Consider the following 25,046-nt stretch of genomic DNA (forward strand, 5'->3'; position numbering starts at 1 on the left):
TGCAAGCAATGGCGTGGCACGCAGGGCTATCGTAGCCCTGAAGCGCCCCATGCCGGTGGCGGAACCCGCAACAACCCAAGGAGCCCTGCCGTGATCGAACGGAACGTCACCCTGCACATGGACGAAGAGGTCGCCGTCGTGACCCTGAACCGTCCCGCCAAGCGCAACGCCATCGACGAGGCCACGCTGGCCGCGCTGGACGCCGTGTTCAGTGCGCTGCCGCGCGAGGCCAAGGCCGTGGTGCTGACCGGCGCGGGGCCGCATTTCTGTGCCGGGCTCGACCTCAAGGAGCACCACGACAAGGAACGCACCGCGGTCGACTTCATGCGCGTGTGCCAGCGCTGGCACAGCACCTTCGACAAGATCCAGTACGGCGGCATCCCGGTGGTCGCGGCGCTGCACGGCGCGGTGGTCGGCGGCGGGCTGGAGCTGGCGGCGGCCACGCACGTGCGCGTGGCTGACCCGTCGACCTACTTCGCGCTGCCCGAGGGGCAGAAGGGCATCTTCACCGGCGGCGGCGCGACGGTGCGCGTGGCGCGCATCATCACGCCGGGCCGCATGGTCGAGATGATGCTCACCGGCCGCGTGCTCGACGCCCGCGCCGGCAAGACGCTGGGCCTGGCGCACGAGATCGCCGCCCCCGGCGAGAGCCTGCGCGCCGCGATGGTGCTGGCCAAGCGCGTGGCGAAGAACGCGGCGCTGTCGAACTACGCGATGGTCACGTCGATCAGCCGCATCGCCGACATGTCGGCCACCGACGGCATGTTCGCCGAGTCGCTGATGGCGGCGGTGGTGCAGACCGGCGGGGAAGTGCAGACGCGGCTGGGGGCGTTCGTCGACAAGTCGCTGGCCAAAGTCACGCCAGAGCAAGTGGCGGGCTGAGGCCCGGTTTCAGGCGTCGAAGGCGCGCTGCAGTTCGAGCGACAGCGTGCCCGCCAGCGCCTCGCGCTGCGGCGCGGGGCGCCAGAAGCTGCGCGTGAGGGCACCGGTCGATTCCCACTCGGGATGGCTGCGCGCGGGCTGCACGGCGCGCACGGCACCGGCGGCGGCACGCATCAGCGTGTCGTCCTCGTCCGCCGACGGGGCCTCGGCCCGGATGCGTTCCACGGCCGCATGGCCGCGCTGCTCCAGCGCCTGCGCCAGCTGCAGCTGCCATGCCGCGAGCGTGAACAGCACGCTGTCTTCCACCGTGAGTTCGTGCATGTCGCGCAGCTTGTTGGCCAGCTTGCGGCCCAGCGGACCCCAGCCCTGCGACACCGCGCCGCCGATGGCGCCGCCCAGTGCCGCGCCTGCGCCCAGCGACAGCCCCGCCACCGCGAGGTCGGCCACCACGCCCACGGCCGCGCCGATGACCGCGCCCTTGCCCAGGCGCAGGCCCGCGTCCTTCATCGCCTCGGGGTTGAAGAAGTCGAGCGTCCAGCGGCCTTCGATGATCGGCAGCGGCGCTTCGTCGGCGTCGCCCTGGCGAAAGCCGTAGAGCGCGAGTAGGTCGTCGGTGCAGCGCTGGGCCTTGTCGAACACGTCCTTCTGCACGCCGGCGACCAGCGCCTGGCGGCGCGTGGCGTCGGCGAACTCGGCGGCGGGCACGGTGCGGCGGACGGCCGCGGCATCGACCAGCAGGTCCGCGATGCGCGTGCAGGCCGACTGGCGGCGCGCGTCGGCTTCGGCGTCGAGTGCGTCGACCACGCCGCGCAGCGCGTCGCGGCGGTCGCGCAGCAGGGTGGCCAGGTCGTTGTAGAGGTCGTGCTCGGCACCCACGAACGGCGCCGCCGCATCGAAGCGCACCTGCACGTGCAGGCCGTACGCCGAGAGCAGTTCCTTCCAGGCCGGCTCGCGGCTGGCAGCGTCGCGCACGAAGTTGAGCACCGGCAGCACCGGGCGCGCGCAGGAGTTCAGGAGCTCGATCTCGTCGCGAAACTTGGGCAGCACCGGCTCGCGCACGTCGATCACGAGAAAGGCGGCGTCGATGTCGAGCATCGCGCGCAGCACCTTGGCCTCCTGCTCGAACACGCCCTGTGCCTCGGGGCCCTGCAGGAAGCGGCGGATGCGCTCGGGCGGCGTGGCCTGCTGGGCGGCGTCGAGGCCGGCCAGGTGCTCGCGCAGCGCGACCGCGTCTTCCAGACCCGGCGTGTCGAGGAAGCGCACGGCCGGCTGGCCGTTCACCTCGAGATCCACCGACTCGACATGGCGCGTGGTGCCCGGGCGCTGCGACACCTCGCCGAAGTTCACGCGCCGCGTGAGCGTGCGCAGCAGCGAGGTCTTGCCCGCGTTGGTGTGGCCGACGACGGCAATGCGGATCGGGATCGGGGTGGTCATGCGGTGGCGGTGCCTTCCGTGAAGACGGCATCGAGCCGGTCGCTCGCGACCACGTGGGCGAGCCCGGCGTCGCGCAGCCAGTCGCGCCAGCGCTGCGTGGCGGCGGCGTTGGGCGCGTCGGCCAGCCAGAGGCGGCATTCGCCGCAATGTGTCAGCACCTCGCGCAGGAAACGCTCGGTGCCGCGGTCGGGGCTCGAGGCCGCGTGGCAGACCAGCAGCACGGTGCGCGGGTGGATCTGCGCGAGCTGATCGAGCAGTGCGCGGCGCGCCGGCGCGCTGCCGTCGATGCGGACCGCAGATGCCGGCAAGCCGGCGGGCGGCCAGGTCAGGTCGGGCGGCAGTTCGAAGCCGACGACGAAGAGGCCGTCGTGCTGCTCGGAGGCCGGCAGGCCCGTGGGTGCGGCGGGGTGCGCGCGGCCCGGGTCGGCATCGACGATGGCGGGCGGCGCCAGCGCGGCGAAACGGGCCAGCAGCTTGCGGTAGTAGGGCGCCTGCCAGTCGGGCTGCAGGGCGGGGCGGCGCTGGCGGCAGACGGCGGCGCTCAGCAGCACCAGCGCCAGGCGCGGCAGCAGGCCGTACACCGCGATGCAGCCGGTGAGCCACAGCGCCCAGGTGCGCTGGGCCGCTGCGATGGGGGCGGCGGATTGCACGGTGGTCGCATCGGGCACGGGAAAGCCGAGTTGCGCCGGCAGCCAGCCCAGCGCCTGCACCACGCGCACGAAGAAGGCGGGCTCGAGGATCGTCGTTTCCCAGCTCAGCGTGTAGCTGCGAAAGGCGAGGGCGAACAGCATCGCGGCCAGCACCACGGCGAACGACAGCGCCCAGATGCCGTGGCTCACGAGCCCGAAGGCCCAGGGCAGCAGACGCGCACGCGTCAAGAGCCCCGTGGCCGCGCGCACCAGTTGCGGTGCCTGCCCGCGCTGGCCGCCCGCCACACGCGCCGTGAGCGACAGCCACAGCCAGCCCAGCGAGGCCGTGCCGAAGGTGCCCGACGGCAGCCACAGGCCGGCCAGCCACAAGAGCAGCGTGAGCGCATGCAGGCCCAGCAAGCTCACGAGCGCGACGATCACGTTGATATGACGGTCGTTGCCGCCGACCACCTGGCCCGCCAGGCCCAGCCCCGCGATCACGACCAGCGCCACCAGCGCCAGCAGCACCCACGGTGCCCATTGCCGGCCGCGCGCGAGTTCGGCCTGCAGGCCCATGCGCTCGCCGAGCTGGCGGGCGCGTTCAACGATGCGGGTGGGGCCGTCGGCTGCGCGCGAGGCCGCGGTGCGAAGGGCCGACGCGTCGTCGAGCGGGCCGTTCTGTTCGGTCCATCGGACCGCCTCGGTGATCACCGCATCCGGGAAAGCAGGTTCGCGCAGTGCGGTGGTGGTCAACAGGGTCCCTTCTTCTTCGCCAGTGACGCCCCGGCGCAGGAATGCAGGGGCGGGGCGCGCAAATTATGCCCGGCGCTTCGCGGGGCCCGGCGCACGGTCAACGGGGCCGCGAACGGCCCCGTTGCGCTGCGCGTGCAGCAAAAGAAAGGACGCGCGGTCGGCGGGTTTCAGCGCAGGCCGAAGAACGACAGCACGGCCACGACGACCACGACCAGACCGACGATGTAGATGATGGAATTCACGCGAGGGCTCCTTGTGGTTGGCGATGACCCAGCATCGGCCGCCTATCGGCACGTGGGTGTCGGCGAGGGACGGTGCGTGCTGTAGGACTTGCGAAGCGTGAACGCGACGACAAATGCCCGGTGCGGGCGTGCGCGTGCGCGCCCGACCCGCTGTGTGACCATTGTTTGCAATGAGCGGCGGGCATCCACGCAAGACTCTGCCCCTTCCAGAAAAGGCAAGGTCATGCGGCTCACCGAGCATTCCCCGTTCACAGGTTCCCACCCCGCGCACCCCGGCGCCCGCGCCCCCCGCGGCCCCGATGCACCGGCCCCGCCGCGCGTCAACGCACAGCTGCTGCCCACGCTGTTCGACCGCTTGCGCGACGAGGCGCCCAGCCGCACCACCGAGCTGCCGTCGGAGTACACGGCCACGCCGGCCCGGATGCGCGAGATCATCCAGCGCGACCTGGCCCTGCTGTTCAACACCACCAACGCCGAAGACCTGATCGACCGCACGCGCCATGCCGATGCGGCGTCTTCCACCGTCAACTACGGCGTGCCGCCGCTGGCCGGCAGCTACCTGTCGGAGCGCAAGTGGGCGGACATCGAACGCATCATCCGCCGCGCCATCCATGACTACGAGCCGCGCCTGATTGCCGACAGCGTGCAGGTCGTGCCGCTCATGAAGGAAGACGGCGCGGCCGAGGCCTACAACGTGCTGCTGTTCGAGATCCGCGCGCTCATCCACCTGAAGCCGTACCCGCTGGCCTTCACGGTGCAGAGCGCGGTCGACCTCGAGACCAACCGCATGCGGATCGTCGGCGCGGCGGATTGACCTGCTGCCGCCCATCTCTCGTTTTTCTTTCACTTCACACCACGCCAGGGAAGGCTCACCGTCATGGACCCGCAACTCCTCGAGTACTACAACCGGGAACTCGTCTACATGCGCGAGGCGGCGAGCGAGTTCGCCGCCTCGCACCCCAAGATCGCACGCCGCCTGGGCATGCACGGCATCGAGGTGGCCGACCCGTACGTGGAGCGGCTCATCGAGTCGTTCAGCTTCATGTCGGCGCGCATGCAGATCAAGCTCGACGCCGAATTTCCGCGCTTCACGCAGCGCCTGCTCGAGGTGCTGTACCCCAACTACCTGAGCCCCACGCCGTCGATGGCCGTGGCGCAGCTGCATCCCAGCGTGAAGGAGGGCGACTTCACGCGCGGCTTCGTGGTGCCGCGCGGCACGGCCTTCCATGCACGCGTGCCCGCGGGCGAACAGACGCCGTGCGAGTTCCGCTCCAGCCAGGACGTGACGTTGTGGCCCTTCGAGATCGCCGAGGCGCGGCTCACCGGCGCACCGCCCGACATCCCGGCGCTGGAGCGCTACGTGCCGCCGCACGTGCAGGTGACGGGCGCGCTGCGCCTGCGGCTGCGCATCGTGGGCGAGATGGGCTTCTCGGCGCTGTCGGGGCTCGACCGGTTGCCGATCTACCTGCGCGGCAACGAGCAGGTGGCGTCGCACCTGTTCGAGCTGCTGCACACCTCGGCGGTCGCGACCTTCGTCGGCGAGCCCGGCCAGCTGATGGACCGCCCGCACGTCGTGACCGAAGGCGCGCTGGTGCATGAAGGGCTGGGGCCGGGCGAAGGCCTGCTGCCGCTGGCGTGGAACACCTTCCACGGCCACAACCTGCTGCACGAATACTTCGCGTGCCCCGAGCGCTTCTACTTCTTCACGCTCACGCAGCTCGCGCCGGGGCTGGCGCGCATTCCCGGCAAGGAGGTCGAGATCGTCGTGCTGCTGAGCAAGCCGCCCGGCGCGCTGGGGGCGCTGGTCGATGCGGCGCAGTTCGCGCTGTTCAGCACGCCGGTGGTCAACCTGTTCGAGCGGCGCACCGACCGCATCGAACTCGACAGCGCGCAGACCGAGTTCCACCTCGTGCCCGACCGTTCACGGCCGATGGATTTCGAGGTGTATTCGGTGCAGCGCATCGCAGGCCAACAGGCGCGCACCACGGCCGAGATCGACTTCCGACCGCTCTACCAGACGCTCAACGAAGACGAGGGCAACCACGGCCGCTACTTCTCGGTGCGGCGCGAGCCGCGGCTGGTCTCCGAGACGGCGCGCAAGTACGGCACGCGCACGCCCTACATCGGCACCGAGGTGTTCCTGTCGCTGGTCGACCAGCAGGAAGCGCCGTACCCCGAGAGCCTGCGCTACCTGTCGGTGAAGGCGATGCTCACCAACCGCGACCTGCCGTGCCTGGTGCCGCGCAACGGGCAGGCCGACCTCGCGGTGGCCGATTCGATCCCGGTGTCGGCCGTGGGCCTGATCCGTGCGCCGAGCACGCCCAAGTCGCCGTTCGCACAGCGCGAGATCGCGTGGCGGCTGATCCGCCAGCTGGGCTTCAACCACCTGCCGCTGGCCGACATGCCGCACCGCGAAGGCGCGCAGGCGCTGCGCGACATGCTGCGGCTGTTCGTCACGGCCGACAACGACGTGCTGCGCCGGCAGATCGATTGCCTCGTCGGCTCGCGCATCGAGCCCGTGACGCGGCGCCTGCCGGGCGCGGGGCCGCTGATCTACGGGCGCGGCGTGCAGTGCACGCTGAGCGTCGATGAAGAAGGCTTCTCGGGCACGAGCCCGTACCTGCTGGGGTTGGTGCTGGAGCACTACCTGGCGCGGCACGTGAGCATCAACGTGTTCACGCAGACCACGCTCGAATCGATGCAGCGCGGCACGGTGGCGAAGTGGCCCGTGCGCATGGGCGGTCGAGGCGCGGTCTAGTTCCTTTTGGGCGGGAGCGCCTGCTCCAGCAGCCACAGCATGGCGGCCCGCATCTTGGCGGCATCGGCGCCGGCATCGATCTCCAGGGCCGCGCGGTCGAAGGCGGCCGACAGCAGGCGGGCGAGGGCGTCGAGCGACACCTCGCCGCGGCCCATGCCGGCGCGCGCCAGCCCCTGGCGCAGCGAGTTCGCCGAGGTGGCGTCGTCCATCGACATCATTTCCGCCAGGCCCAGCACGGCCGGCCCGTCGATCAGCAGCAGTCGGGTGCGACCCGGCACCGTCATCGCCTTCAGGTAGGCCTCGCTGCCCACGAGCAGGGCGTCGCGCGGGCCGAGCTCGTCGGGCGTGGCCGCGTCGATGTCGGCCGCGACCGCCTGCGCCTCGAGCAGCAGCACCTGGCGGAACAGGTCCCGCTTGTCGTTGAAGTGGTGGTACAGCGCGCCGCGTGTGATGCCGGCGGCCATGGCGATCTCGGGCGTGGAGGTGTCGCCGTAGCCCTTGCTGACGAAGAGCGTGCGGGCCGCCTCGGTCAGCGCGAGGCGGGTGGTTTCGGTGCGTTCGCGGTTGGTGCGTGCCGGGGTTTTGGCCATGACCCTAATTTACATGCAGTCTGTTTGTGGATTAATATTTAACTTACATGCAGTTTGTATGTTTAATCCGCGAAGGAGCCACCCCATGAAAGTGACGAGCTATTACCCGGTGATCATGACGAGCGACGTGGCCGGCACCGCGGCCTTCTACCAGGCGCATTTCGGGTTCGTGTCGCTGTTCACGACCGACTGGTATGTGCACCTGCAGCTGGCGGACGATGCCTCGGTGAACCTCGCCGTGCTCGACGGCACGCACAAGACCATTCCCGCCGAAGCGCGCGGGCAGGTGGCGGGCGGGCTGCTGCTGAACTTCGAGGTGGAAGACCCCGACGCGGTGCACGAGCGCCTGAAGGCGGCCGGCCTGCCGATCCTGCTGTCGCTGCGCGACGAGGCCTTCGGCCAGCGCCACTTCATCACGCGCGACCCGAACGGCGTGCTGATCGACATCATCAAGCCGATCCCGCCGTCGGGTGAGTACGTCGCGCTGTACGAGGCCGGCACTTCACCGACCTGACGCCCGCTCAGGCGCGCAGGGCTTCGTCTTCTTCGAGCCCGTCGCCCAGGAAGCCGCCGCTCTGGTGCGCCCACAGCCGCGCATACAGGCCGCCCTGGGCCATCAGCGTGCGGTGGTCGCCTTCTTCGACGACGCGGCCTTCGTCGAGCACGATCAGGCGGTCCATCGCCGCGATGGTCGACAGCCGGTGCGCGATGGCGATCACGGTCTTGCCTTCCATCAGCGTGTACAGGCTCTGCTGGATCGCGGCCTCGACCTCGGAGTCGAGCGCGCTCGTGGCTTCGTCGAGCAGCAGGATCGGCGCGTCCTTCAGCATCACGCGCGCAATGGCCACGCGCTGGCGCTGGCCGCCCGAGAGCTTCACGCCGCGCTCGCCCACATGCGCCTCGTAACCGCGCCGTCCGCCCGCGTCGCCCAGCGTCTGGATGAAGTCGTGCGCTTCGGCACGCTTCGCAGCCGCTTCGATCTGCGCCAGCGTGGCGTCGGGCCGGCCGTAGGCGATGTTGTCGGCCACGGAGCGGTGCATCAGCGACGTGTCTTGCGTGACCATGCCGATGTGCATGCGCAGCGAATCCTGCGTGACCTTCGAGATGTCCTGCCCGTCGATGAGGATGCGGCCGCTTTCCAGGTCATGGAAGCGCAGCAGCAGGTTCACCAGCGTCGACTTGCCGGCCCCCGAACGGCCGACCAGGCCGATCTTTTCGCCGGGCTTCACGACCAGGTTCAGGTCGTCGATCACGCGGCGGCCTGCGTCGCCGTAGCGGAAGCTGGCCTGCTCGAAGCGCACTTCGCCGTGCGGCACGTCGAGCACCGTGGCATGGGGCGCGTCGAGCACCGTGCGCGGGCGTGACAGCGTCTTCATGCCGTCCTGCACCGTGCCGATGTTCTCGAACAGGCTGGTCATCTCCCACATGATCCAGTGCGACATGCCCTGCAGCCGCAGCGCCATCGCCGTGGCGGCGGCCACCGCGCCCACGCCCACCGTGCCGTGCGACCACAGCCACAGCGCCATGCCCGCCATGCCGGCCGTGAGGCCCATGCTCAGCGTGTGGTTGACGATCTCGAAGGCGCTCACCAGCCGCATCTGGCCGTAGCCCGTCTTCATGAACTCGCGCATCGCGTCGCGCGCAAAGCCGGCTTCGCGCTGCGTGTGCGAGAACAGCTTGACGGTCGCGATGTTGGTGTAGGCGTCGGTCACGCGCCCGGTCATGAGCGCGCGCGCATCGGCCTGTGCCTTGCCGACCTTGCCCAGGCGCGGCACGAAGTACACCAGCGAGGCGATGTACAGCGCCAGCCAGATGACGAAGGGCCACACCAGCTGCGCGTCGAGCACGCCCACCAGGATGATCATGGTGGCCACGTACACGCCCATGGCCACGAGCACGTCGGCCAGCACGAACACGGTCTCGCGCACGGCCAGCGCGGTCTGCATCACCTTGGCCGTGATGCGGCCCGCGAACTCGTCCTGGTAGAAGGCCATGCTCTGGCCCAGCATCAGGCGGTGGAAGTTCCAGCGCAGGCGCATCGGCAGGTTCACCGCGAGCGTCTGGTGCTTCACGATGGTCTGCAGCGCCACCACGCCGATGCTGATCACCAGGAACGCGGCCAGCCACAGCAGCGTGTCGCCGCGCTCGGCCCACAGCTGCGAGGGCACCTGGCCGCCGAGCCAGTCGACGATGCGCCCGAGGATCGCGAACAGCGCGGCCTCGAAGGTCGACATCACCGCGGTGAGCACCGCCATCGCGGCGATCTTGCCGCGCACGCCGTGTGTGCAGGCCCACAAGAAGGCGAAGAAGCCTTGGGGCGGCAGCGCGGGTTCGGCGGCGGGATAAGGGGTAAGGAGTTTTTCGAAAAAGCGGAACAAGGAATCGGTCTCCAGGAGAGCCTTCGACTGTAGCCCTGCAGGCATGACCTTGCCCCGAAAAGGTGCGTTCGCGGCCGGTGCCTTCAGCAACCCTTCAGCTGCGGCGCACCTTGCTGTCGTCGGCCCGTGCTGCCTTTGTTTCCATGCCCCCGAGCCGTGCGCTCAGGAAGTCGATGAAAGTTCGCAGCTTGGGCGACATGTACTGCCGGCTCGTGTACACGGCGAACAGCGTGACCGGCGTGGCCTCGAACGCGGGCAGCAGCCGCACCAGCCGGCCCTGCGCCAGGTCGTCGTCGATGAGCCACACGGGCAGGTAGGCAATGCCCATGTCGGCGCGCACCGCGTGCAGCGTGAGCGTGGTGTCGTCCGAGCGCATCGCGGGCGTGAGCCGCAGCGGGAACATGCGCCCGCCCGGCCCCTTGAGCGCGAGGTTGTCCAGGTTCACGTAGCTGGGCACGATCGCGCCCAGCTTCGCCAGGTCGGCCGGCACCGCGGGCAGGGCGCCGTGGCGCTTCAGGTAGGCCGGCGTGCCCGCGAGGTGAAAGGGCACGCGGCACAGCGGCCGTGCGATGAGCGCGGGCGAGGGCTCCTGCGTGGCGCGCAAGGCCAGGTCGTAGCCGTCGGCCGCGAGATCGACCTTGCGGTTCTCCAGGTGCATGTCGACCAGCACCTCGGGGTACGCCGCGCGGTAGTCGGCCAGCACGCGCGCAAAGCGCGGCGTGGCGCACCACACGGGCGCGCTCACCTTGAGCTGGCCCCGCGGCGCGTCGCTGGTCTGGCCGATGGCGGCCTCGGCCGCGTCGAGCAGGTCGAGCGCGCGGCGGCTCTGCTCGTACCAGGCGGTGCCGGCCTCGGTCAGGCTCAGGTGGCGGCTGGAGCGGTGCAGCAGCCGCGCACCCAGGGATTTCTCGAGCTGCGCCACGTGCTTGCTGGCCATCGGCGCCGACAGGCCCAGGCGCTCCGCCGCCGCCACGAAACTGCCGGCCTCGACGACCTCGCGGAACACGCGCAGGCTGGTCATGCGGTCCATCGATGATTTCCTGTGAAGAAAGGATTCGATGCATCGTAGCCTGTCGATTTCCTCAAAGGAAATGTCTACAGTCGATCCAACGCCTTCAAGGAGCATCGACTTGACCCACGACACCCCCACGCTTTCCCGCCTGCCCACGTACTTCATCTCGCACGGCGGCGGCCCCTGGCCCTGGATGAAGAAGGAGATGGGCGCCACCTACGACCAGCTCGCCGCCTCGCTGGCCGACATGCCGCGCCAGATCGGCCGCGCGCCGGCCGCGATCCTCATGATTTCGGCGCACTGGGAGTCGCCCGTGTTCACGGTGCAGGGCAACCCGCGCCCGCCCATGATCTACGACTACGGCGGCTTTCCGGCCCACACCTACGAGGTGCGCTATGCCTCGCCCGGTTCGCCCGAACTCGCGCAGCGCGTGCAGTCGCTGATCGCCGCCGCCGGCCTGCCGGCGCAGATCGACCCCGAGCGCGGCTACGACCACGGCATGTTCTCGCCCATGGCCGCGATGTACCCGAACGCGGACGTGCCGGTGGTGCAGCTGTCGCTGCGGCGCGGGCTCGACCCGGCCGAGCACCTGGCATTGGGCCGTGCCATCGCGCCGCTGCGTGACGAGAACGTGCTCATCGTCGGCAGCGGCCTGAGCTATCACAACCTGCGCAACTTCGGCCCGCAGGCGCACGGCGTGTCCAAGGCCTTCGGCGACTGGCTCGACGAGACGGCTGTGCAGGCCACGCCGCAAGCGCGCGTGCAACGCCTGCAGGACTGGGCCTCGGCCCCGTCGGCGCGTGTGGCGCACCCGCGCGAGGAGCATCTGATTCCGCTGATGGTCGCGGTGGGCGCGGCCGAAGGCGAGGCCGGCGAGCGTGTGTACCACGAGGACGCCTTCATGGGCGGGCTCGTGGTGTCGAGCTACCGCTTCGGCGCGGCGTGAGGCTGCGGGCCGCGCGGCAGAATGAAGCCATGCCCACGCCCGCTCTTCCCACCCCCGACGAATCCGCCGAAGCCCGGCGCCAGATTGCCCGCATCGAAGCCCTGTCCACCTCGCACGACCCGGTGCACGACGGCATTCGCGTGCGCTGGCGCCGCTTCGGCAGCGACACGACGAAGCCACCCATCGTGCTGCTGCACGGCGGCCACGGCAGCTGGATGCACTGGCTGCGCAATGCCGAGGCGCTGTCGGCGCAGCGCACGCTGCTCCTGCCCGACATGCCCGGCTTCCACGATTCCGACGCGCTGCCGCGCGTGGCGCCCGGCGAAGACGCGCTGGTGCCGCTGCTGGCCGCGCTCGGCGGCACGCTCGACGCGCTCATCGGCGCCGGCACGCCCATCGACCTGGGCGGTTTCTCGTTCGGCGGACTCACGGCCGCGCGCTTCGCGGTGCGGCGCGGCGCCATCCGCCGGCTGGCGCTGATGGGCAGCGGCGGCCACGGCACCTTGCGCCGCATGACGGTCGAGATGATCAACTGGCGCGCCGCCCCCGACCGCGAGACCGAACGCGCCGCGCTCATGCACAACCTGGGCGCGCTGATGCTGCACGCGCCGGCCGCCATCGACCCGCTGGCCTTCGAGATCCACGACCTCTCGTGCCACGGCACGCGCTTTCGCAGCAAGGAGGTGTCGCTCTCGGGCGGGCTGCAGGCCGCGATCGACACGCTGGGTGTGCCGACGCTGCTGCTGTGGGGCGAGTTCGACGTCACTGCCGATTCGCGTCCGCTGGTGGCGCAACTGGCCAGCGAAGGCCCCGACCGCGAAGGCGTGGTGATCGACGGCGCGGGGCACTGGGTGCAGTACGAACGCGCCGACGAGACCAATGCGCGGCTGCTGAAGTTCTTCGGCTGAACTTCGCCGTCGCGACCCGTTACTGCTTCGTGAGGCCGAGCTTGCGGATGGTCTCGGCCCACTGGTCGTAGGTCGTGCGCGTGAGGTCGGCCAGCTGCTGCGGGGTCGACGATTCGGCTTCGTAGGCGCCCTGGCGGAAGAAGTCGCGCGTGGCCGGCATCGCCAGCACCTGCGCCAGCGCGGCATTGAGCTTGGCGACCACCGGTGCCGGCATGCGCGCCGGGCCGTAGAAGCCGAGCCAGCTCGCCATGTCGACGCCGCTCACGCCTTGCTCGCTCATCGTGGGCACGTCGGGCAGCATCGCGCTGCGTTTCGGCGCTGCCACCGCGAGCATGCGCACCTTGCCGGTGGCCGTGTTCTGGATGGCGTTGGGCGCCGCGTCGAAGTAGTACTGCACGCGGCCCGCGAGGAAGTCCTTCGCCGCATCGGCGCCGCCCTTGTAGGGCACGTGCACCACGTCGAGCCCGGCCTGCCGTGCGAAAGCTTCGCCGTAGATGTGCGACGAGGTGCCGGTGCCGAACGAGGCGTAGCTCATCTTTCCCGGGTTGGCCTTGATGTACGCGACCAGCTCCTGCACGTTGCGCGCCGGCACGCTCGTGTGCACCGTCAGCACCAGCGGGCCGCGTGCGCCGAGCGAGATCGGCGTCAAGTCCTTGAACGGGTCGTAGCGCACCTGTGCCAGCGTCTGCGGGTTCTGCGCGACCACGGAAGAGGGCGCGTACATGAAGGTGTAGCCGTCGGGCGCCGCGCGGATCACCTCCTCGGTCGCGAGGATGAAGCTCGCGCCCGGGCGGTTCTCCACGATGACCGGCGTCTGCAGCACCTCGCCGAGCTTGTTGGCGACGAAGCGCGCCTGCGCGTCGGAGGCGCCGCCGGCCGCCAGGCCGAGCACGATGCGGATGCTGCGGCCCTTGACCGGAAAGTCCGCCGGTGAGGCTGCGAATGACGACGGCGGCAGGGCGATCGCGCCCAGCGCAAGCCATGCGGCCGCGCTGCGTCGGGTGATGAAGGAAGAAGGACTCATTGCTTGGCCAAGCCTACCTGCTGCACCATCGCGCCCCAGCGTTCGTAGGTCGTGCGCGTGATGCCGGCGAATTCTTCCGGCGTCGTCGCGCCCGCTTCGTAGCCGCCCGTGCGATAGAACTCGCGCACCTGCGGCATCGCCAGCACCTGCGTGAGTGCCGCGTTGAGCTTGGCCACCACCGGCGCCGGCATGCGCGCCGGCCCGTAGAAGCCGAGCCAGCTCGGCAGGTCCAGCCCGGCGTAGCCTTGTTCGGCGAAGGTGGGCACGTCGGGCAGCGCCGGGATGCGTGCGTTCGCCGCGATGGCCAGCACCTTCACCTTGCCCGTGGCCGAGGTGATGATGGCTGACGAGGCCGAGTCGAACATGTACTGCACGCGTCCGCCGATCAGGTCCTTGGCCGCGTCCGAGCCGCCCTTGTAGGGGATGTGCACCGCATCGACGCCGGTCTTCTTCACGAAGGCCTCGCCGTAGATGTGCGACGAGGTGCCCGCACCGAACGAGGCGTAGCTCACCTTGCCGGGGTTGGCCTTCACGTAGGCCACCAGCTCCTTCACGTTGTTGGCGGGCACCGTGGTGCTCACCGACAGCACCAGCGGCCCGCGCCCGCCCATCGAGATGGCGGTGAAGTCCTTGAACGGGTCGTAGGGCACCTGCGCGAAGGTGTGCGGGTTCTGCGCCATCGTGGAAGAGGGCGCGTACAGCAGCGTGTAGCCGTCGGGCAAGGCGCGCGACACCTCGTTGGCCGCGAGCATGGTGCTCGCGCCGGGCTTGTTGTCGACGATCACGCTGGTGCCCAGCACCTCGCCGAGCTTCTGCGCCACGATGCGCGCCTGCGCGTCGGTGCCGCCGCCGGCCGTGAAGCCCACGACGATGCGGATCGGTTTGTTGCGCGCCGGAAAGTCCTGCGCGAACGCGTGCGGCGCCAGGCCCAGCAAAGCCGCGGCGCCGAGGGCCGTGCCGAATGCACGGCGGGTGCCGTTGAGTCTCTTCATCGATGTCTCCGTTGGAATGTTCTCCTGATATTGATTTAGAAAGTCATAAAAATCCATATCGACTAGGGAATACCCCGAACAAATGCCTTTTATTGGCTTTTGTGTTTGACAAAATGAACATTGAAATCAAAATACGACGAAACAGCCCATCCAAGACACCCATCCCATGAAAACTGTCGTCCGCACCGACGAGCGCATCCTGTCCTCCGACATCTTCGACCGCGACAGCCGCGTCAAGCGCCCTGACCACGGCAGCTGGGCCGAGCCCGGCAAGAACATTCCGGTCTATCACCGCTGCGGCGTGCTGGTGGTCGGCGGCGGCCCGTCGGGCACCGCCGCAGCCGCTGCCGCGGCCCGCGCCGGTGCCGACGTGGCGCTGCTCGAGCGCTACAACCACCTGGGCGGCCTGTCGACCGGCGGCCTCGTGATCTGGATCGACCGCATGACCGACTGGGAAGGCAAGCTGGTGATCCGCGGCTTCGCCGAAGAACTGTTCGACCGCCTGCCCGCCGACGCCATCGCCGGCCCGCAGCGCGCGGACTGGGGCTCGCAGGACGTGGCCAAGGCCGCGCACTGGTCGCAGCGCACGGCCGCCTACCACGGCATCGTCACCTGGTCGCCCACCATCGACCCCGAGCGCCTGAAGCTGCTCTCGCAGGAGATCGTGCTGGAGCGCAAGGTCAAGCTCATCTATCACTCGTGGGCCGCGATCCCGATCGTGCAGGACGGCGCCGTCAAGGGCGTGGTCTTCGAGAGCAAGGAAGGCCGCATGGCCATCATGGCCGACGTGGTGGTCGATGCCACCGGCGACGGCGACCTGTTCGCCCGCGCCGGCGCCGCCTATGTGAACGACATCGAAGAGGCCGACGTGCACCACTGCATGAACACCTCCTGGCTCTTCGGCGGCGTGGACATGAACCGCTGGATCGACTTCAAGGCCGGCCAGCCCGAGGCCTTCGCCGGCTTCATGGCGCGCGGACGCGAGCAGCTCGGCCTCTTCGAGCGGCCCTTCGTCTCGTGGCGCAACGACGTGGCGCTCTTCATGGGGCCGCGCCAGTCGGGTTACTCGGCGCTCGACGTGGACGACCTCACGGCCGTCGAAGTGCGCTCCCACCGCGCCATGGCCGCGCACCTCGACTACTTCAAGGCGCACGCGCCCGGCTTCGAGGACGCCTACCTGATGCTGAGCGCGCCACAGATCGGCGTGCGCCATGCGCGGCGCCTCACCGGCGTGGGTGCGGTGCTGCGCAGCCAGTGGCCCGACGGCGTGGCGCTGGCGGACGAGATCGGCGTGACGCCCGCGGTGTCGCCGAAATTCCCGAACATCTCCATCCCCTATGGCGCGCTGGTGCCGCAGCAGCTCGACGGCCTCGTGGCGTGCGGGCGCCACATCTCGTGCGACCGCAACTCGCACGGCTTCATGCGCGAGATTCCGCAGTGCTGGATCACGGGCCAGGCGGCGGGCGTAGCTGCGGCGCTGGCGTCGCAGGGCGGCATCGCGCCGCGCTTCGTCGACACCGGCGCGCTGCAGTCCGCACTGCTGGCGCAGGGCGTGTACCTGCGCACCGGGGGCGAGGCCGGGCAGGGCGCGGCCTCCGTCGCGGCCGAAGCCAGCGCCTGACCTGGCTCCTTTTTGCCATGAACCCGGACGACCTCCTTTCGCGAGCCTCTACATTGCAGAGTCTTGCAAAGCGTTCAAAGGGTCCTTCCATGTCCACCGATAAAAACGACAGCTCTCTTTCCGCGGCCGATGCCTCCGATTCGCGAGGCGAACGTTCCGACACCGTGAGCGCGCTGGAACGCGGCATCTCGGTGCTGCGCTGCTTCAGCGAAGACCGCCCCGTGCTCGGCCACGCCGACGTCGCGCGAATCACCGGCATTCCGCGCCCCACGGTCAACCGGCTGGTCGCGACGCTGCTCTCGCTGGGCATGCTCAAGCCCGCGCAGGCGCCCGACCGCTTCATGCTCGGGCCGGGCGTGGTATCGCTCTCGCGCGTGTTCCTCGGCAGCCTCGATGTGCGCGCCGCCGCGCGGCCCAGCATGCAGGCGATGGCGGAAGAGGTCGGTGCCTCCGTCTACCTCGCGGTGCGCGACGGCATGGAGATGGTGCTGATCGAAGCCTGCCGCCCGCGTTCGTCGATGCTCTCGGCGCGGCTGGACGTGGGCTCGCGCGCGCCGCTGCCGAACTCGGCGCTCGGTCGCGCGTACCTCTCGGCGCTGCCCGACGCGCAGCGCAACCAGCTGGTCGATTCGATGCGCCTGCTGCGCGGCCCCGAGTGGGACGGCATCGCCGCGCCCATGACGCGCGCCATCGGCGAAGCCAAGCGGCTGGGCTACTGCCTCTCGCTCGGCGAATTCCACCGCGAGATCAACTCGGTGTCGGTGCCGCTCATCGGCCCCGACGGCGAGGTGATGGCGCTCAACGGCGGCGGCGCCGCCTTCGTGTTCACCGAAGACAGATTGCGCAACGAACTCGCACCGCGCCTGCACGACATCGCGCTCACCATTGCGCGCGACATCGGCGGGCACGTGCCTTCACCCTCGCCGGGTTAGCAACCCGGCCGGGGACCCTTCCCCACGACGACAGAAGAACGGAGACACAGGTCATGCACCTGAGCGATGAAGAAAAAGCCATGTACGACGGCCGCGACGGACCGGCCGTGCAGAAGGCGATGGACCTGCTGATGCGCTATGGCGAAGCCCTCGGCGCCGAGCGACTGGTCGAGACGCGCAACGTCTGCGCCACCATCACCTCGACCACGCCTTTCCAGCGCGACTTCGCGCTCGCCAAGGGCGGCGGCATGGACGCGGTGTTCTCCGAATTCAGCCTCGACAGCCAGGAGACGGTCGAGATCCCGAAGTTCAAGGTCTTCACGAGCCACCTGCAGCTGGGCTTCGACCCCGGCCAGCCCGAGCGCATGGGCGTGAGCGAGGAGATCGTCCAGTTCTACAACAAGAGCGAGCGCCATGCGGCCGGCCTCGGCGCGCAGATCATGAACACCTGCACGCCCTACCAGGTGGGCAACATCCCGACGCGCGGCGAGCACTGCGCGTGGATGGAATCGTCGGCGGTGGTGTATTGCAACTCGGTGCTCGGCGCACGCACCAACACCGAGGGCCGCGAGAGCACGGGCGCGGCCATGCTCACCGGCCGCATTCCCTACTGGGGCTACCACCTCGAAGAGAACCGCCGCGCGACGCATGTGATCGAGCTCGACATCGAGGTCGAGTCGGTGCAGGACTGGGGCCTGCTCGGCTACTACATCGGCGAGCACGTGCAGGAGCGCGTGCCGGTGGTGCACAGCCGGCGCGGCATCGGCCGCGTGCCGAACTTGCCGCGGCTCAAGCACTTCGGCGCAGCGGCCTCGTCCTCGGGCGGCGTGGAGATGTACCACATCGCCGGCGTCACGCCCGAGGCGCTGACGCTGGCGCAGGCGCTCGGCGGCAAGACGCCCATCGAGGTGCTGCGCTACGGCGAGGCCGAGCGCCGCGCGACCTACGAGAAGATCAACGTCACCGGCAAGGACAGCGAAGTCCAGTACGTGATGCTCGGCTGCCCGCACTACACCATCGAGCAGATCTGGGAGGCCGCGCAGCTCATCGAAGGGCGCCGTGTGCACCCCGATTGCGAGCTGTGGATCTTCACGCCGCGCGCCATCAAGTCGCTGGCCGACCGCAACGGCTACACGAAGATCATCGAGGACGCGGGCGGCATCCTCATGACCGACAGCTGCTCGGCCATGAGCCGCGCCGTGCCCAAGGGCACGAAGACCGTGGCGCTCGATTCCGCCAAGCAGGCGCACTACCTGCCCGCCATCCTCGGCGTGCAGGCGTGGTTCGGCAGCACGGCCGAATGCATCGATGCGGCCTGCACGGGTCGCTGGAACGGGGGCTACGCATGAGCGATGCAGTCATCACAGAACAAACCATCGTCATCCGCGGCCGCAAGGTCGTGGGCGGCGTGGCCGAAGGCGAGGCGCTCGTCACGCGCGACCGCATCTCGGGCTGGGGCGGCATCGACCCGCGCACCGGCACCGTCATCGAGACGCGCCACGAACTGCGCGGCCAGAGCTTCGCGGGCAAGGTGCTGGTGTTCCCGGGCGCCAAGGGCTCGTCAGGCTGGTCCGCGATGTTCCACATGACGCGGCTCATGAACTCCGCGCCCGCGGCGTTCCTGTTCAACGAGATGACGACCAAGATGGCGCTCGGCGCCGTGGTGACGCACTCGTCCTCGATGACCGACTTCGAGCGCGACCCGCTCGCATGCATCGAGACCGGCGACTGGGTGCGCGTGGACGCCGACCGCGGCGTGATCGAGATCACCAAGAAGAACCACAAGACCGGAGACCGTTCATGACCCGTCCCTTGCGCAGCAACTTCCCGCGCGGCTCCTACCTCTGGTCGGTGCGCAATGCGCACTGGCGCGCGCTCGGCATTCCTGAAGAGGATTGCGAGAAGCCCAAGATCGCCATCGTCAACAGCTCCTCGGAACTGGCCGCGTGCTTCAGCCACCTCGACAAGGTGGCGGCGGAAATCAAGACAGCGATCCGCGCGGCGGGCGGCGTGCCGTTCGAGATCCGCACCGCCGCGCCCAGCGACTTCATCACCGGCGCGGGCGCACGCGGCGCCTACATGCTCGGCGCGCGCGACCTGGTGACCAACGACATCGAGGTCGCGGTCGAAGGCGCGCAGCTCGACGGCATGGTCTGCCTCACCTCGTGCGACAAGACGGTGCCGGGGCAGCTCATGGCGGCCGCGCGGCTCAACATCCCGACATTGCTCGTGCCCTGCGGCTACCAGCCCAGCGGCGAGTACCGCGGCAAGCACATGGACATCGAGGAGGTGTTCATCGGCGCGATGCACGCGGTCACCGGCCACCTGCCCGTGGAAGAACTCGTGGGCATGAGCCGCGAGGCGATCCGCGGGCCGGGCGTGTGCTCGGGCCTGGGCACGGCGAACTCGATGCACATCGTGTGCGAAGCGCTCGGCATGGCCTTGCCCGGCAGCGCGCCGGTCGCCGCGCTGAGCCCGAAGATGATGGACGACGTGCGCGCGGCCGGCACGCGCATCGTGCAGATGGTGCTGGACGACCTGAAACCGCGCGACATCCTCTCGGCCGGCGCTTTCGCCAACGCAGTGCGCGCGGTGCTCTCCGTCGGCGGTTCGCTCAACACGGCCAAGCACCTGCAGGCGATATCGACCGAAGGCGAGTGCGGCGTCGATGTGTACGGCCTCTTCGAAAGCCTCGGCCCGACGACACCGGTGCTGGCCGGCGTGCGCCCCATCGGCGAGCATTCGATCGAGGCCTTCGAGGCGGCGGGCGGTTGCCGTGCGTTGATGAAGCAGCTCGCGCCCTTGCTCGACACGGGCGCGCGCACGGTGACCGGCGGCACCGTCGCGGACAACCTGCGCCACGCCGAAGTGAGGGACGCCGAGGTGATCCGCCCCATCGACCGCCCGGTCGCGCCGCTGCCGGCCATCGTGCTCTTGCGCGGCAACCTCGCGCCCGAGTCGGGCCTCATCAAGACCGGCATCGCCGAGCGCAAGGTGCGGCGCTTCACCGGGCCGGCCGTGTGCTTCTGGACTTCGGACGCTGCCATCGCCGCGATCAAGAACCACGAGATCGTGCCTGGCCAGGTGGTCGTGATGCGCGGCGCCGGCGCGTGCGGCGGGCCGGCCATGGGCGGCGGTGCATCGCGCGTGGTCTTCGCGGTCGATGGCGCGGGGCTGGGCGACCAGGTCGCGCTGCTGACCGACGGGCATCTCTCGGGCCTGGTCTGCAAGGGGCTCGTGGTGGCCGAGGTGTCGCCCGAGGCGGCACTGGGCGGCCCGCTCGGGCTGGTGCGCGACGGCGACGTGATCACCATCGACCTGGACGCGCGCCGCCTCGACATCGCCTTGACCGACGCCGAACTCGCCGCGCGCCGCGCCGACTGGCAGGCGCCGCCGCCGGCCTTCGACACCGGCTGGCTGCAGCAGTACCGGCGCAACGTGAGCCCGCTGTCCAAGGGGGCAGTGCTCGTGCGCACGGAGCGCCCGCAGCCCGCCAGCTAGACCTTTTTCACCCCGGCCTTCGCCAACCGGTGCGCACCCCCGTGCGCACCCGGTGGCGCAGCCCTGCGCGCGATTCCAGAGTTTTTCAACCAAAGAGAAGAAGCAGGAGACAAAAAACCATGAAGAGAATCTTGATGTGGTCGGCCATCGGCCTTGCCAGCAGCGGCGCGGCGCACGCGCAATCCAGCGTCACCGTGTTCGGCGTGATGGACCTTGGCGTCCAGTACACGAAAGGCGAGGGCGGCGGTTCGGTCAAGGCGCTGTCGAACGGCGGTCTCTCGACCAGCCGGATCGGCTTTCGCGGCACCGAAGACCTGGGCGGGGGCCTGCGCGCGGGCTTCTGGCTCGAAGGCAGCCTGAACCCCGACCTGGGCACCGGCCGGCCGAGCAACACCAACAACCAGACGAGCGGCGCGGGCCCGGCGGGACCGATCACCTTCGACCGCATGTCCTTCGTGAGCCTGTCGCACGATTCGCTGGGCGAAGTGCGGCTGGGCCACGACTTCATTCCCACGCACTACAACAGCATCTACTTCGACCCCTTCAACGCCAACGGCGTGGCGCGCGCGGGCAACCTCACCTTCGCGGGCGCGGGCACCGGGCCGCTGCCCACGGCCATCACCGGCAGCAACACGGTGAGCTACTGGCTGCCGGCCAAGCTGGGCGGCTTCTACGGCATGGCGATGATCGGCACCGGCGAGAACAACTCCACCGCGCCGAACCGCGACGACGGCAACTTCGGCGGCGCGCGCTTCGGTTTCGCCTCGGGCGCATTCGACATCGCGGCGGCCGTGACGCGCTCGCACTTCAACGCCACCTCCACCATCGGCAACTACACGCACGCCAACATCGGCGGCTCGTGGGATGCGGGCTTCGCGAAGTTCTTCGCGCTCTACAACAAGGTGACGGTGAAGCTCGCGGCCGGCACGGTGCGCAAGAACACCGTCGAGATCGGCGCGCACATCCCGGCCTTCGAGGTCGGGCGCATCCGCGTGAGCTACGCCTACCTGGACGACCGCAGCGACGAGAGCCTGCGCAACGCCAACGGCATGCCGCGCAACCGCGACGACGCGCGCCAGTTCGGCATCGGCTACGTGCACAACCTCTCCCGGCGCACCGCGCTGTACGGCACCTACGCGCGGCTGATGAACAGCGGGCAGGCGCGCTACGTGGTGAGCGGCGGCGTGGCGCCGGCGGGCGGGATGCGCTCGTCGGGCTGGGAGTTCGGCGTGCGGCACCTCTTCTGAACAAGGAGGCTTTCATGCGACGCAGAACCTTGACTCTCGCGGCCCTCGCCGCCACGGCACTGCCCGGCGCGGCGGCCTGGAGCGCCGACGTGTACCCGAACAAGCCGCTGAAGCTGATCGTCGGCTTCGCCGCGGGCGGCGGTGCCGATTCGCTCACGCGGATCATTGCGGAGGGGCTGTCGAAGCAGCTCGGCCAGCAGGTGATCGTGGAGAACCGCCCCGGCGCCGACGGCGTGCTCGCGGCGCAGGCCACCTCGTCGGCCAAGCCCGACGGCTACACGCTGCTGATGGGCACCAACACCGCGATGGTCGCCGCGCCCACGCTGCGGCCGACCTCGCCCTACGACCCGTTCAAGGCCTTCACGCCGATCAGCTCGGCGGGGCAGTTCTCGATGTTCCTCGTGGTGCCCTCGAGCCTGCCGGTCAAGAGTGTGAACGAGCTGCTGGCGCTCGTGGCGTCGAAGCCCGGCGCGCTCAACTCGGCATCGAGCAACAGCGCCTCGGAGCTCGCGATGCTGCAGCTGCTGGGCGAGCGCAAGGTGGTCAACGCGCGCTACAAGGGCGACATGCAGGCCATGACCGACCTGCTGGGCGGGCAGATCCACATGATGTTCACCACCGGCACGCTGGCGCCGGGCTTCGTGAAGGAGGGGCGCATCCGCGCGCTGGTCACGCTGCTGCCGCAGCGCAGCGGCTTGCTGCCCGATGTGCCGACGGGCGGCGAGCTGGGGCTGGGCAAGCTCACGATCACGCCGTGGGCCGGCTTCTTCGGGCCGCCGGGGCTGCCGAAGGAGATCACCGACAGGCTCTCGCAGGAGTTGCAGAACACGCTCAAGCGGCCCGACGTGCATGCACAGCTGGTGCAGCAGGGCTTCGAGGGCTACGGCATGAGCCCCGCGAAGTTCGCCGAGTTCTTCCGCACGCAGTACGACGCCTTCGGCGCGACCGTGCGGGAGCACAACGTCAAGTTCGAATAGAAGAGGCCTCGCGGCGCCAGAAGGCGGCGTCGGGGAAGGTGCCTGTCCCGACCCCGGCCGCGGCGTTGTCCGTCATGTGCTCCGCACGGCCCGTGCCCGGGATCGTGCAGGTCACGGCCGGATGGCTCAGCACGAACTTCAGCAGCACCTGCGCCCAACTCGTGCAGCCGATCTCGCCGGCCCAGGCGGGCAGCGGCCTGTCGCGCAGGCGCCGGAGCAAGCCGCCGCCGCCGAAGGGCATGTTGACGATCACCGCCACGCCGCGCTCGGCCGCGAGCGGCAGCAGGCGCTGTTCGGCATCGCGCGCATCGAGCGAGTAGTTGATCTGCACAAAGTCGAGCTGCTCGGCGCGCAGCACGGCTTCGACCTCGTCGTAGGCCGAGGCGGTGTAGTGGGTGATGCCGATGTAGCGCACGCGGCCTTTGTCTTTCCAGCCGCGCAGCGTGGCGAGGTGGGTGCGCCAGTCGACGAGGTTGTGCACCTGCATCAGGTCGATCTGCGGCGTGCGAAGCCGAGTGAACGACTGTTCCATCTGCGCGATGCCGGCCTCGCGGCCCGAGGTCCAGACCTTGGTGGCGAGGAAGGGCCTGGCGCCCGGCCTGGCGGCGGCCAGCAGCTCGCCGGTGGTTTCCTCGGAGCGGCCGTACATCGGCGAGCTGTCGATCAGCTTGCCGCCGGCCGCGAAGAGCGCATCGAGCACACCGGGCAGGCGCTGGTATTCGTCGGTGCCGGGGCGCTGGTCGAATCCGATCCAGGTGCCGCAGCCGACGACCGGCAGGGCTTCCTTCGTGGCGGGAATGGGGCGGGTGGTCATCTGCATCGCGGGCCTGCCGGGTTGCTGCTGGGCGAAGGGGGGGAGCGCGGCACCTGCGCACAGGGCTGCGCCCAGTCGGAGCAACCGGGCGCGCGTGAGGGCGTAAGGGTGTGCGTTCGTGAGGGGCGTCGTCACGAACGAAATTCTGCGCCCGCCATGCCGGCGAGCGAAAGGCCTCAGCGCAGGTAGCGCCCGTCGGCCTTGAGCATCGACAGCTCCGAGAAGGTCAGCCCGCGGTGCTCGCCGGGCCGGTACGACACGGCGATGCCGCCGAGGTCGAGCGTCTTGAACGACTCCAGGCCCTTCTGCAGCGACTCGGGCGTCGGGTTGGCGCCTGCGCGCTTCAGGCCTTCGACCATGACCTTGGCCGTGACGTAGCCCTCCAGGCTCGCGTAGCTGAACTCGGTCATGCCGATCTTCTTCATCGCCGCCTGGTACTCGGCAATCACCGGCATCGCGCTGTTCCACGGATAGGGCACGACCTGCGAGATGACCACGCCGGCCGCGTCCTTCTTGATGTCCTGGAACAGCTTCTGGCCGTTCAGGAAGGAGAACGAATAGAAGGCCGTCTCGCCGCCGGTCGCGCGGTAGGCCGCGATGAACTTCGCCGCCACGTCGTTGGTGGCCGACAGCACCACGGCCTTGGGCTTGAGCTTGGCCAGCTCGGCGGCGCGCTCGGCCGCGTCGGAGCCGTCGTTCTTGATGGCCACGCTGCCGACCATCTTGTCGCCGCGTTCGGCAATGAACTTCTGTGTGCTCTCCATCGCCGAGCGTGCGCCGGGGTTGTCGTTGTGCGCGAAGGCGATGCGCGACAGGCCGATGGTGAACAGGTGGTTCACGATGCGGCTGTATTCCTCGTCGAAGCTGATGCGCACCGGAAAGCCGAACTCGCTGAACTTCACCACCGGGCCCGCGCCCGTGTACGGGCCGACGACGGGAATCTTCAGCTCGTTGGCCGCCTTCAGCGCGCCGACCGCTGACGAGGTGCCGATGGGCATCAGCACGCCGATGGCGCCGTCTTTCGCGAAGGTCTTGACGTTCTCGGCGCCCTTGGCGGGGTCGTAGGCGTCGTCGAGCTGGCGCAGCTCGACCGGGCGGCCGTTGACGCCGCCGCTCGCGTTCAGCGCGGTGAACATGGCGCGGATGCCCACCAGCGGCTCGGTCGACAGCGACGCGAGCGGGCCGGTCTGCACGTAGGTCTGGCCGATCAGGAGCGGCTTGGCGGGCTGGGCCGAGGCGGGCGCCGCGGCAAAGACGAGGGTGGCGAGCGCGGCGAGGGCCAGAAGCCGCAGATGAATCTTTTTGTGTCTCATGGTCACTAATTGTTAATAAACCGATCTTAAGGCGCGGGCCTTCGCAGGTAAATCGATCGCTGGTTGCGACCCGGGAAATGCTGTATAAAAATA

General features: G+C 69.5%; 22 protein-coding genes. 13 read left to right on the forward strand and 9 right to left on the reverse strand.

What is annotated here, in order from left to right; translation table 11 throughout:
* Positions 1-90 precede the first annotated feature (90 nt).
* Entirely contained in the window at positions 91-882 is a 792-nt protein-coding gene (locus AC3WQM_RS10060; RefSeq protein ID WP_255221122.1) for a crotonase/enoyl-CoA hydratase family protein, read from the forward strand.
* A 9-nt stretch (positions 883-891) separates the two neighbouring features.
* On the opposite strand, the gene AC3WQM_RS10065 is transcribed toward AC3WQM_RS10060, so the two are convergent.
* Complete coding sequence (locus AC3WQM_RS10065; protein WP_492678402.1) at positions 892-2,316, reverse strand: GTPase/DUF3482 domain-containing protein; 1,425 nt, start codon at positions 2,314-2,316, stop codon at positions 892-894.
* Positions 2,313-3,698 (reverse strand): DUF2868 domain-containing protein, encoded by a 1,386-nt coding sequence (locus AC3WQM_RS10070; RefSeq protein WP_492678404.1) that lies wholly within the window; start codon positions 3,696-3,698, stop codon positions 2,313-2,315. The genes AC3WQM_RS10065 and AC3WQM_RS10070 overlap by 4 nt, the downstream gene beginning before the upstream one ends.
* Positions 3,699-4,163: 465 nt before the next feature.
* Here AC3WQM_RS10070 and tssE point away from each other — a divergent pair, with 465 nt between their 5' ends.
* The gene (gene tssE, locus AC3WQM_RS10075) at positions 4,164-4,754 is read left to right on the forward strand and encodes a type VI secretion system baseplate subunit TssE (RefSeq protein WP_492678406.1); all 591 of its coding nucleotides are present in this window, start codon (positions 4,164-4,166) and stop codon (positions 4,752-4,754) included.
* Between the two features lie 63 nt (positions 4,755-4,817).
* A complete protein-coding gene (gene tssF / locus AC3WQM_RS10080) occupies positions 4,818-6,698 on the forward strand; it encodes a type VI secretion system baseplate subunit TssF (protein ID WP_095744941.1) in 1,881 nt (626 codons plus the stop codon).
* On the opposite strand, the gene AC3WQM_RS10085 is transcribed toward tssF, so the two are convergent.
* A complete protein-coding gene (locus AC3WQM_RS10085) occupies positions 6,695-7,288 on the reverse strand; it encodes a TetR/AcrR family transcriptional regulator (RefSeq protein WP_492678408.1) in 594 nt (197 codons plus the stop codon). The two genes, tssF and AC3WQM_RS10085, sit on opposite strands and share 4 nt — an antisense overlap.
* Positions 7,289-7,373: 85 nt before the next feature.
* Here AC3WQM_RS10085 and AC3WQM_RS10090 point away from each other — a divergent pair, with 85 nt between their 5' ends.
* Complete coding sequence (locus AC3WQM_RS10090) at positions 7,374-7,802, forward strand: VOC family protein (protein ID WP_492678410.1); 429 nt, start codon at positions 7,374-7,376, stop codon at positions 7,800-7,802.
* A gap of 7 nt (positions 7,803-7,809) precedes the next feature.
* Here the strand turns inward: AC3WQM_RS10090 and AC3WQM_RS10095 are convergent, their stop codons facing one another.
* Complete coding sequence (locus AC3WQM_RS10095; RefSeq protein WP_492678412.1) at positions 7,810-9,666, reverse strand: ABC transporter ATP-binding protein; 1,857 nt, start codon at positions 9,664-9,666, stop codon at positions 7,810-7,812.
* Positions 9,667-9,760: 94 nt separating this feature from the next.
* Entirely contained in the window at positions 9,761-10,696 is a 936-nt protein-coding gene (locus tag AC3WQM_RS10100; protein WP_095947509.1) for a LysR family transcriptional regulator, read from the reverse strand.
* A gap of 100 nt (positions 10,697-10,796) precedes the next feature.
* Here AC3WQM_RS10100 and AC3WQM_RS10105 point away from each other — a divergent pair, with 100 nt between their 5' ends.
* Positions 10,797-11,624, forward strand: coding sequence for a DODA-type extradiol aromatic ring-opening family dioxygenase (locus AC3WQM_RS10105; protein WP_492678414.1), 828 nt, complete (start codon positions 10,797-10,799; stop codon positions 11,622-11,624).
* A 29-nt stretch (positions 11,625-11,653) separates the two neighbouring features.
* Positions 11,654-12,532 (forward strand): alpha/beta fold hydrolase, encoded by an 879-nt coding sequence (locus AC3WQM_RS10110; protein WP_492678416.1) that lies wholly within the window; start codon positions 11,654-11,656, stop codon positions 12,530-12,532.
* A gap of 19 nt (positions 12,533-12,551) precedes the next feature.
* Here AC3WQM_RS10110 and AC3WQM_RS10115 read toward each other — a convergent pair whose 3' ends face one another.
* Both AC3WQM_RS10115 and AC3WQM_RS10120 read right to left on the reverse strand, forming a co-directional pair.
* Positions 12,552-13,556, reverse strand: a complete 1,005-nt coding sequence (locus tag AC3WQM_RS10115) for a Bug family tripartite tricarboxylate transporter substrate binding protein (protein WP_492678418.1) — start codon at positions 13,554-13,556, stop codon at positions 12,552-12,554.
* Positions 13,553-14,548 carry a Bug family tripartite tricarboxylate transporter substrate binding protein gene (locus AC3WQM_RS10120; protein ID WP_492678420.1) on the reverse strand — a complete coding sequence of 332 codons (996 nt, stop codon included), beginning with the start codon at positions 14,546-14,548 and terminating at the stop codon, positions 13,553-13,555. Before AC3WQM_RS10120 ends, AC3WQM_RS10115 begins: the two co-directional genes overlap by 4 nt.
* A 166-nt stretch (positions 14,549-14,714) precedes the next feature.
* Between AC3WQM_RS10120 and AC3WQM_RS10125 the strand changes: the two genes are divergently transcribed.
* From AC3WQM_RS10125 to AC3WQM_RS10155, 7 genes are all read left to right on the forward strand, one after another.
* Entirely contained in the window at positions 14,715-16,169 is a 1,455-nt protein-coding gene (locus AC3WQM_RS10125; RefSeq protein ID WP_139706163.1) for an FAD-dependent oxidoreductase, read from the forward strand.
* An 89-nt stretch (positions 16,170-16,258) separates the two neighbouring features.
* Positions 16,259-17,101 carry an IclR family transcriptional regulator gene (locus AC3WQM_RS10130; RefSeq protein WP_062475657.1) on the forward strand — a complete coding sequence of 281 codons (843 nt, stop codon included), beginning with the start codon at positions 16,259-16,261 and terminating at the stop codon, positions 17,099-17,101.
* A gap of 53 nt (positions 17,102-17,154) precedes the next feature.
* Entirely contained in the window at positions 17,155-18,450 is a 1,296-nt protein-coding gene (locus AC3WQM_RS10135; protein WP_492678422.1) for an aconitase X, read from the forward strand.
* Positions 18,447-18,905, forward strand: coding sequence for an aconitase X swivel domain-containing protein (locus AC3WQM_RS10140; RefSeq protein WP_492678424.1), 459 nt, complete (start codon positions 18,447-18,449; stop codon positions 18,903-18,905). The genes AC3WQM_RS10135 and AC3WQM_RS10140 overlap by 4 nt, the downstream gene beginning before the upstream one ends.
* Complete coding sequence (gene ilvD / locus AC3WQM_RS10145) at positions 18,902-20,602, forward strand: dihydroxy-acid dehydratase (RefSeq protein WP_492678426.1); 1,701 nt, start codon at positions 18,902-18,904, stop codon at positions 20,600-20,602. Before AC3WQM_RS10140 ends, ilvD begins: the two co-directional genes overlap by 4 nt.
* 119 nt (positions 20,603-20,721) lie before the next feature.
* Complete coding sequence (locus AC3WQM_RS10150; RefSeq protein ID WP_492678428.1) at positions 20,722-21,849, forward strand: porin; 1,128 nt, start codon at positions 20,722-20,724, stop codon at positions 21,847-21,849.
* A 14-nt stretch (positions 21,850-21,863) separates the two neighbouring features.
* Positions 21,864-22,826, forward strand: a complete 963-nt coding sequence (locus tag AC3WQM_RS10155; protein WP_492678430.1) for a Bug family tripartite tricarboxylate transporter substrate binding protein — start codon at positions 21,864-21,866, stop codon at positions 22,824-22,826.
* Here the strand turns inward: AC3WQM_RS10155 and AC3WQM_RS10160 are convergent.
* Positions 22,813-23,646: an aldo/keto reductase gene (locus AC3WQM_RS10160; RefSeq protein WP_492678432.1), complete on the reverse strand. Its 834-nt coding sequence runs from the start codon at positions 23,644-23,646 to the stop codon at positions 22,813-22,815. The genes AC3WQM_RS10155 and AC3WQM_RS10160 overlap by 14 nt on opposite strands.
* A gap of 170 nt (positions 23,647-23,816) precedes the next feature.
* Positions 23,817-24,953: an ABC transporter substrate-binding protein gene (locus AC3WQM_RS10165; RefSeq protein WP_492678434.1), complete on the reverse strand. Its 1,137-nt coding sequence runs from the start codon at positions 24,951-24,953 to the stop codon at positions 23,817-23,819.
* Positions 24,954-25,046 lie beyond the last annotated feature (93 nt).

This window comes from Variovorax sp. FW301-JW7, assembly GCF_058788795.1.

What these genes read in the sequence shown, in the direction of transcription:
- AC3WQM_RS10120 (WP_492678420.1), bottom strand. Translation starts at nt 14,548, where the DNA reads ATGAAGAGACTCAACGGCACCCGCCGTGCATTCGGCACGGCCCTCGGC.
- AC3WQM_RS10130 (WP_062475657.1), top strand. Translation starts at nt 16,259, where the DNA reads ATGTCCACCGATAAAAACGACAGCTCTCTTTCCGCGGCCGATGCCTCC.
- tssE (WP_492678406.1), top strand. Translation starts at nt 4,164, where the DNA reads ATGCGGCTCACCGAGCATTCCCCGTTCACAGGTTCCCACCCCGCGCAC.
- AC3WQM_RS10090 (WP_492678410.1), top strand. Translation starts at nt 7,374, where the DNA reads ATGAAAGTGACGAGCTATTACCCGGTGATCATGACGAGCGACGTGGCC.
- AC3WQM_RS10140 (WP_492678424.1), top strand. Translation starts at nt 18,447, where the DNA reads ATGAGCGATGCAGTCATCACAGAACAAACCATCGTCATCCGCGGCCGC.
- AC3WQM_RS10110 (WP_492678416.1), top strand. Translation starts at nt 11,654, where the DNA reads ATGCCCACGCCCGCTCTTCCCACCCCCGACGAATCCGCCGAAGCCCGG.
- AC3WQM_RS10115 (WP_492678418.1), bottom strand. Translation starts at nt 13,556, where the DNA reads ATGAGTCCTTCTTCCTTCATCACCCGACGCAGCGCGGCCGCATGGCTT.
- AC3WQM_RS10125 (WP_139706163.1), top strand. Translation starts at nt 14,715, where the DNA reads ATGAAAACTGTCGTCCGCACCGACGAGCGCATCCTGTCCTCCGACATC.
- AC3WQM_RS10155 (WP_492678430.1), top strand. Translation starts at nt 21,864, where the DNA reads ATGCGACGCAGAACCTTGACTCTCGCGGCCCTCGCCGCCACGGCACTG.
- tssF (WP_095744941.1), top strand. Translation starts at nt 4,818, where the DNA reads ATGGACCCGCAACTCCTCGAGTACTACAACCGGGAACTCGTCTACATG.
- AC3WQM_RS10100 (WP_095947509.1), bottom strand. Translation starts at nt 10,696, where the DNA reads ATGGACCGCATGACCAGCCTGCGCGTGTTCCGCGAGGTCGTCGAGGCC.
- ilvD (WP_492678426.1), top strand. Translation starts at nt 18,902, where the DNA reads ATGACCCGTCCCTTGCGCAGCAACTTCCCGCGCGGCTCCTACCTCTGG.
- AC3WQM_RS10150 (WP_492678428.1), top strand. Translation starts at nt 20,722, where the DNA reads ATGAAGAGAATCTTGATGTGGTCGGCCATCGGCCTTGCCAGCAGCGGC.
- AC3WQM_RS10085 (WP_492678408.1), bottom strand. Translation starts at nt 7,288, where the DNA reads ATGGCCAAAACCCCGGCACGCACCAACCGCGAACGCACCGAAACCACC.
- AC3WQM_RS10165 (WP_492678434.1), bottom strand. Translation starts at nt 24,953, where the DNA reads ATGAGACACAAAAAGATTCATCTGCGGCTTCTGGCCCTCGCCGCGCTC.
- AC3WQM_RS10065 (WP_492678402.1), bottom strand. Translation starts at nt 2,316, where the DNA reads ATGACCACCCCGATCCCGATCCGCATTGCCGTCGTCGGCCACACCAAC.
- AC3WQM_RS10160 (WP_492678432.1), bottom strand. Translation starts at nt 23,646, where the DNA reads ATGCAGATGACCACCCGCCCCATTCCCGCCACGAAGGAAGCCCTGCCG.
- AC3WQM_RS10135 (WP_492678422.1), top strand. Translation starts at nt 17,155, where the DNA reads ATGCACCTGAGCGATGAAGAAAAAGCCATGTACGACGGCCGCGACGGA.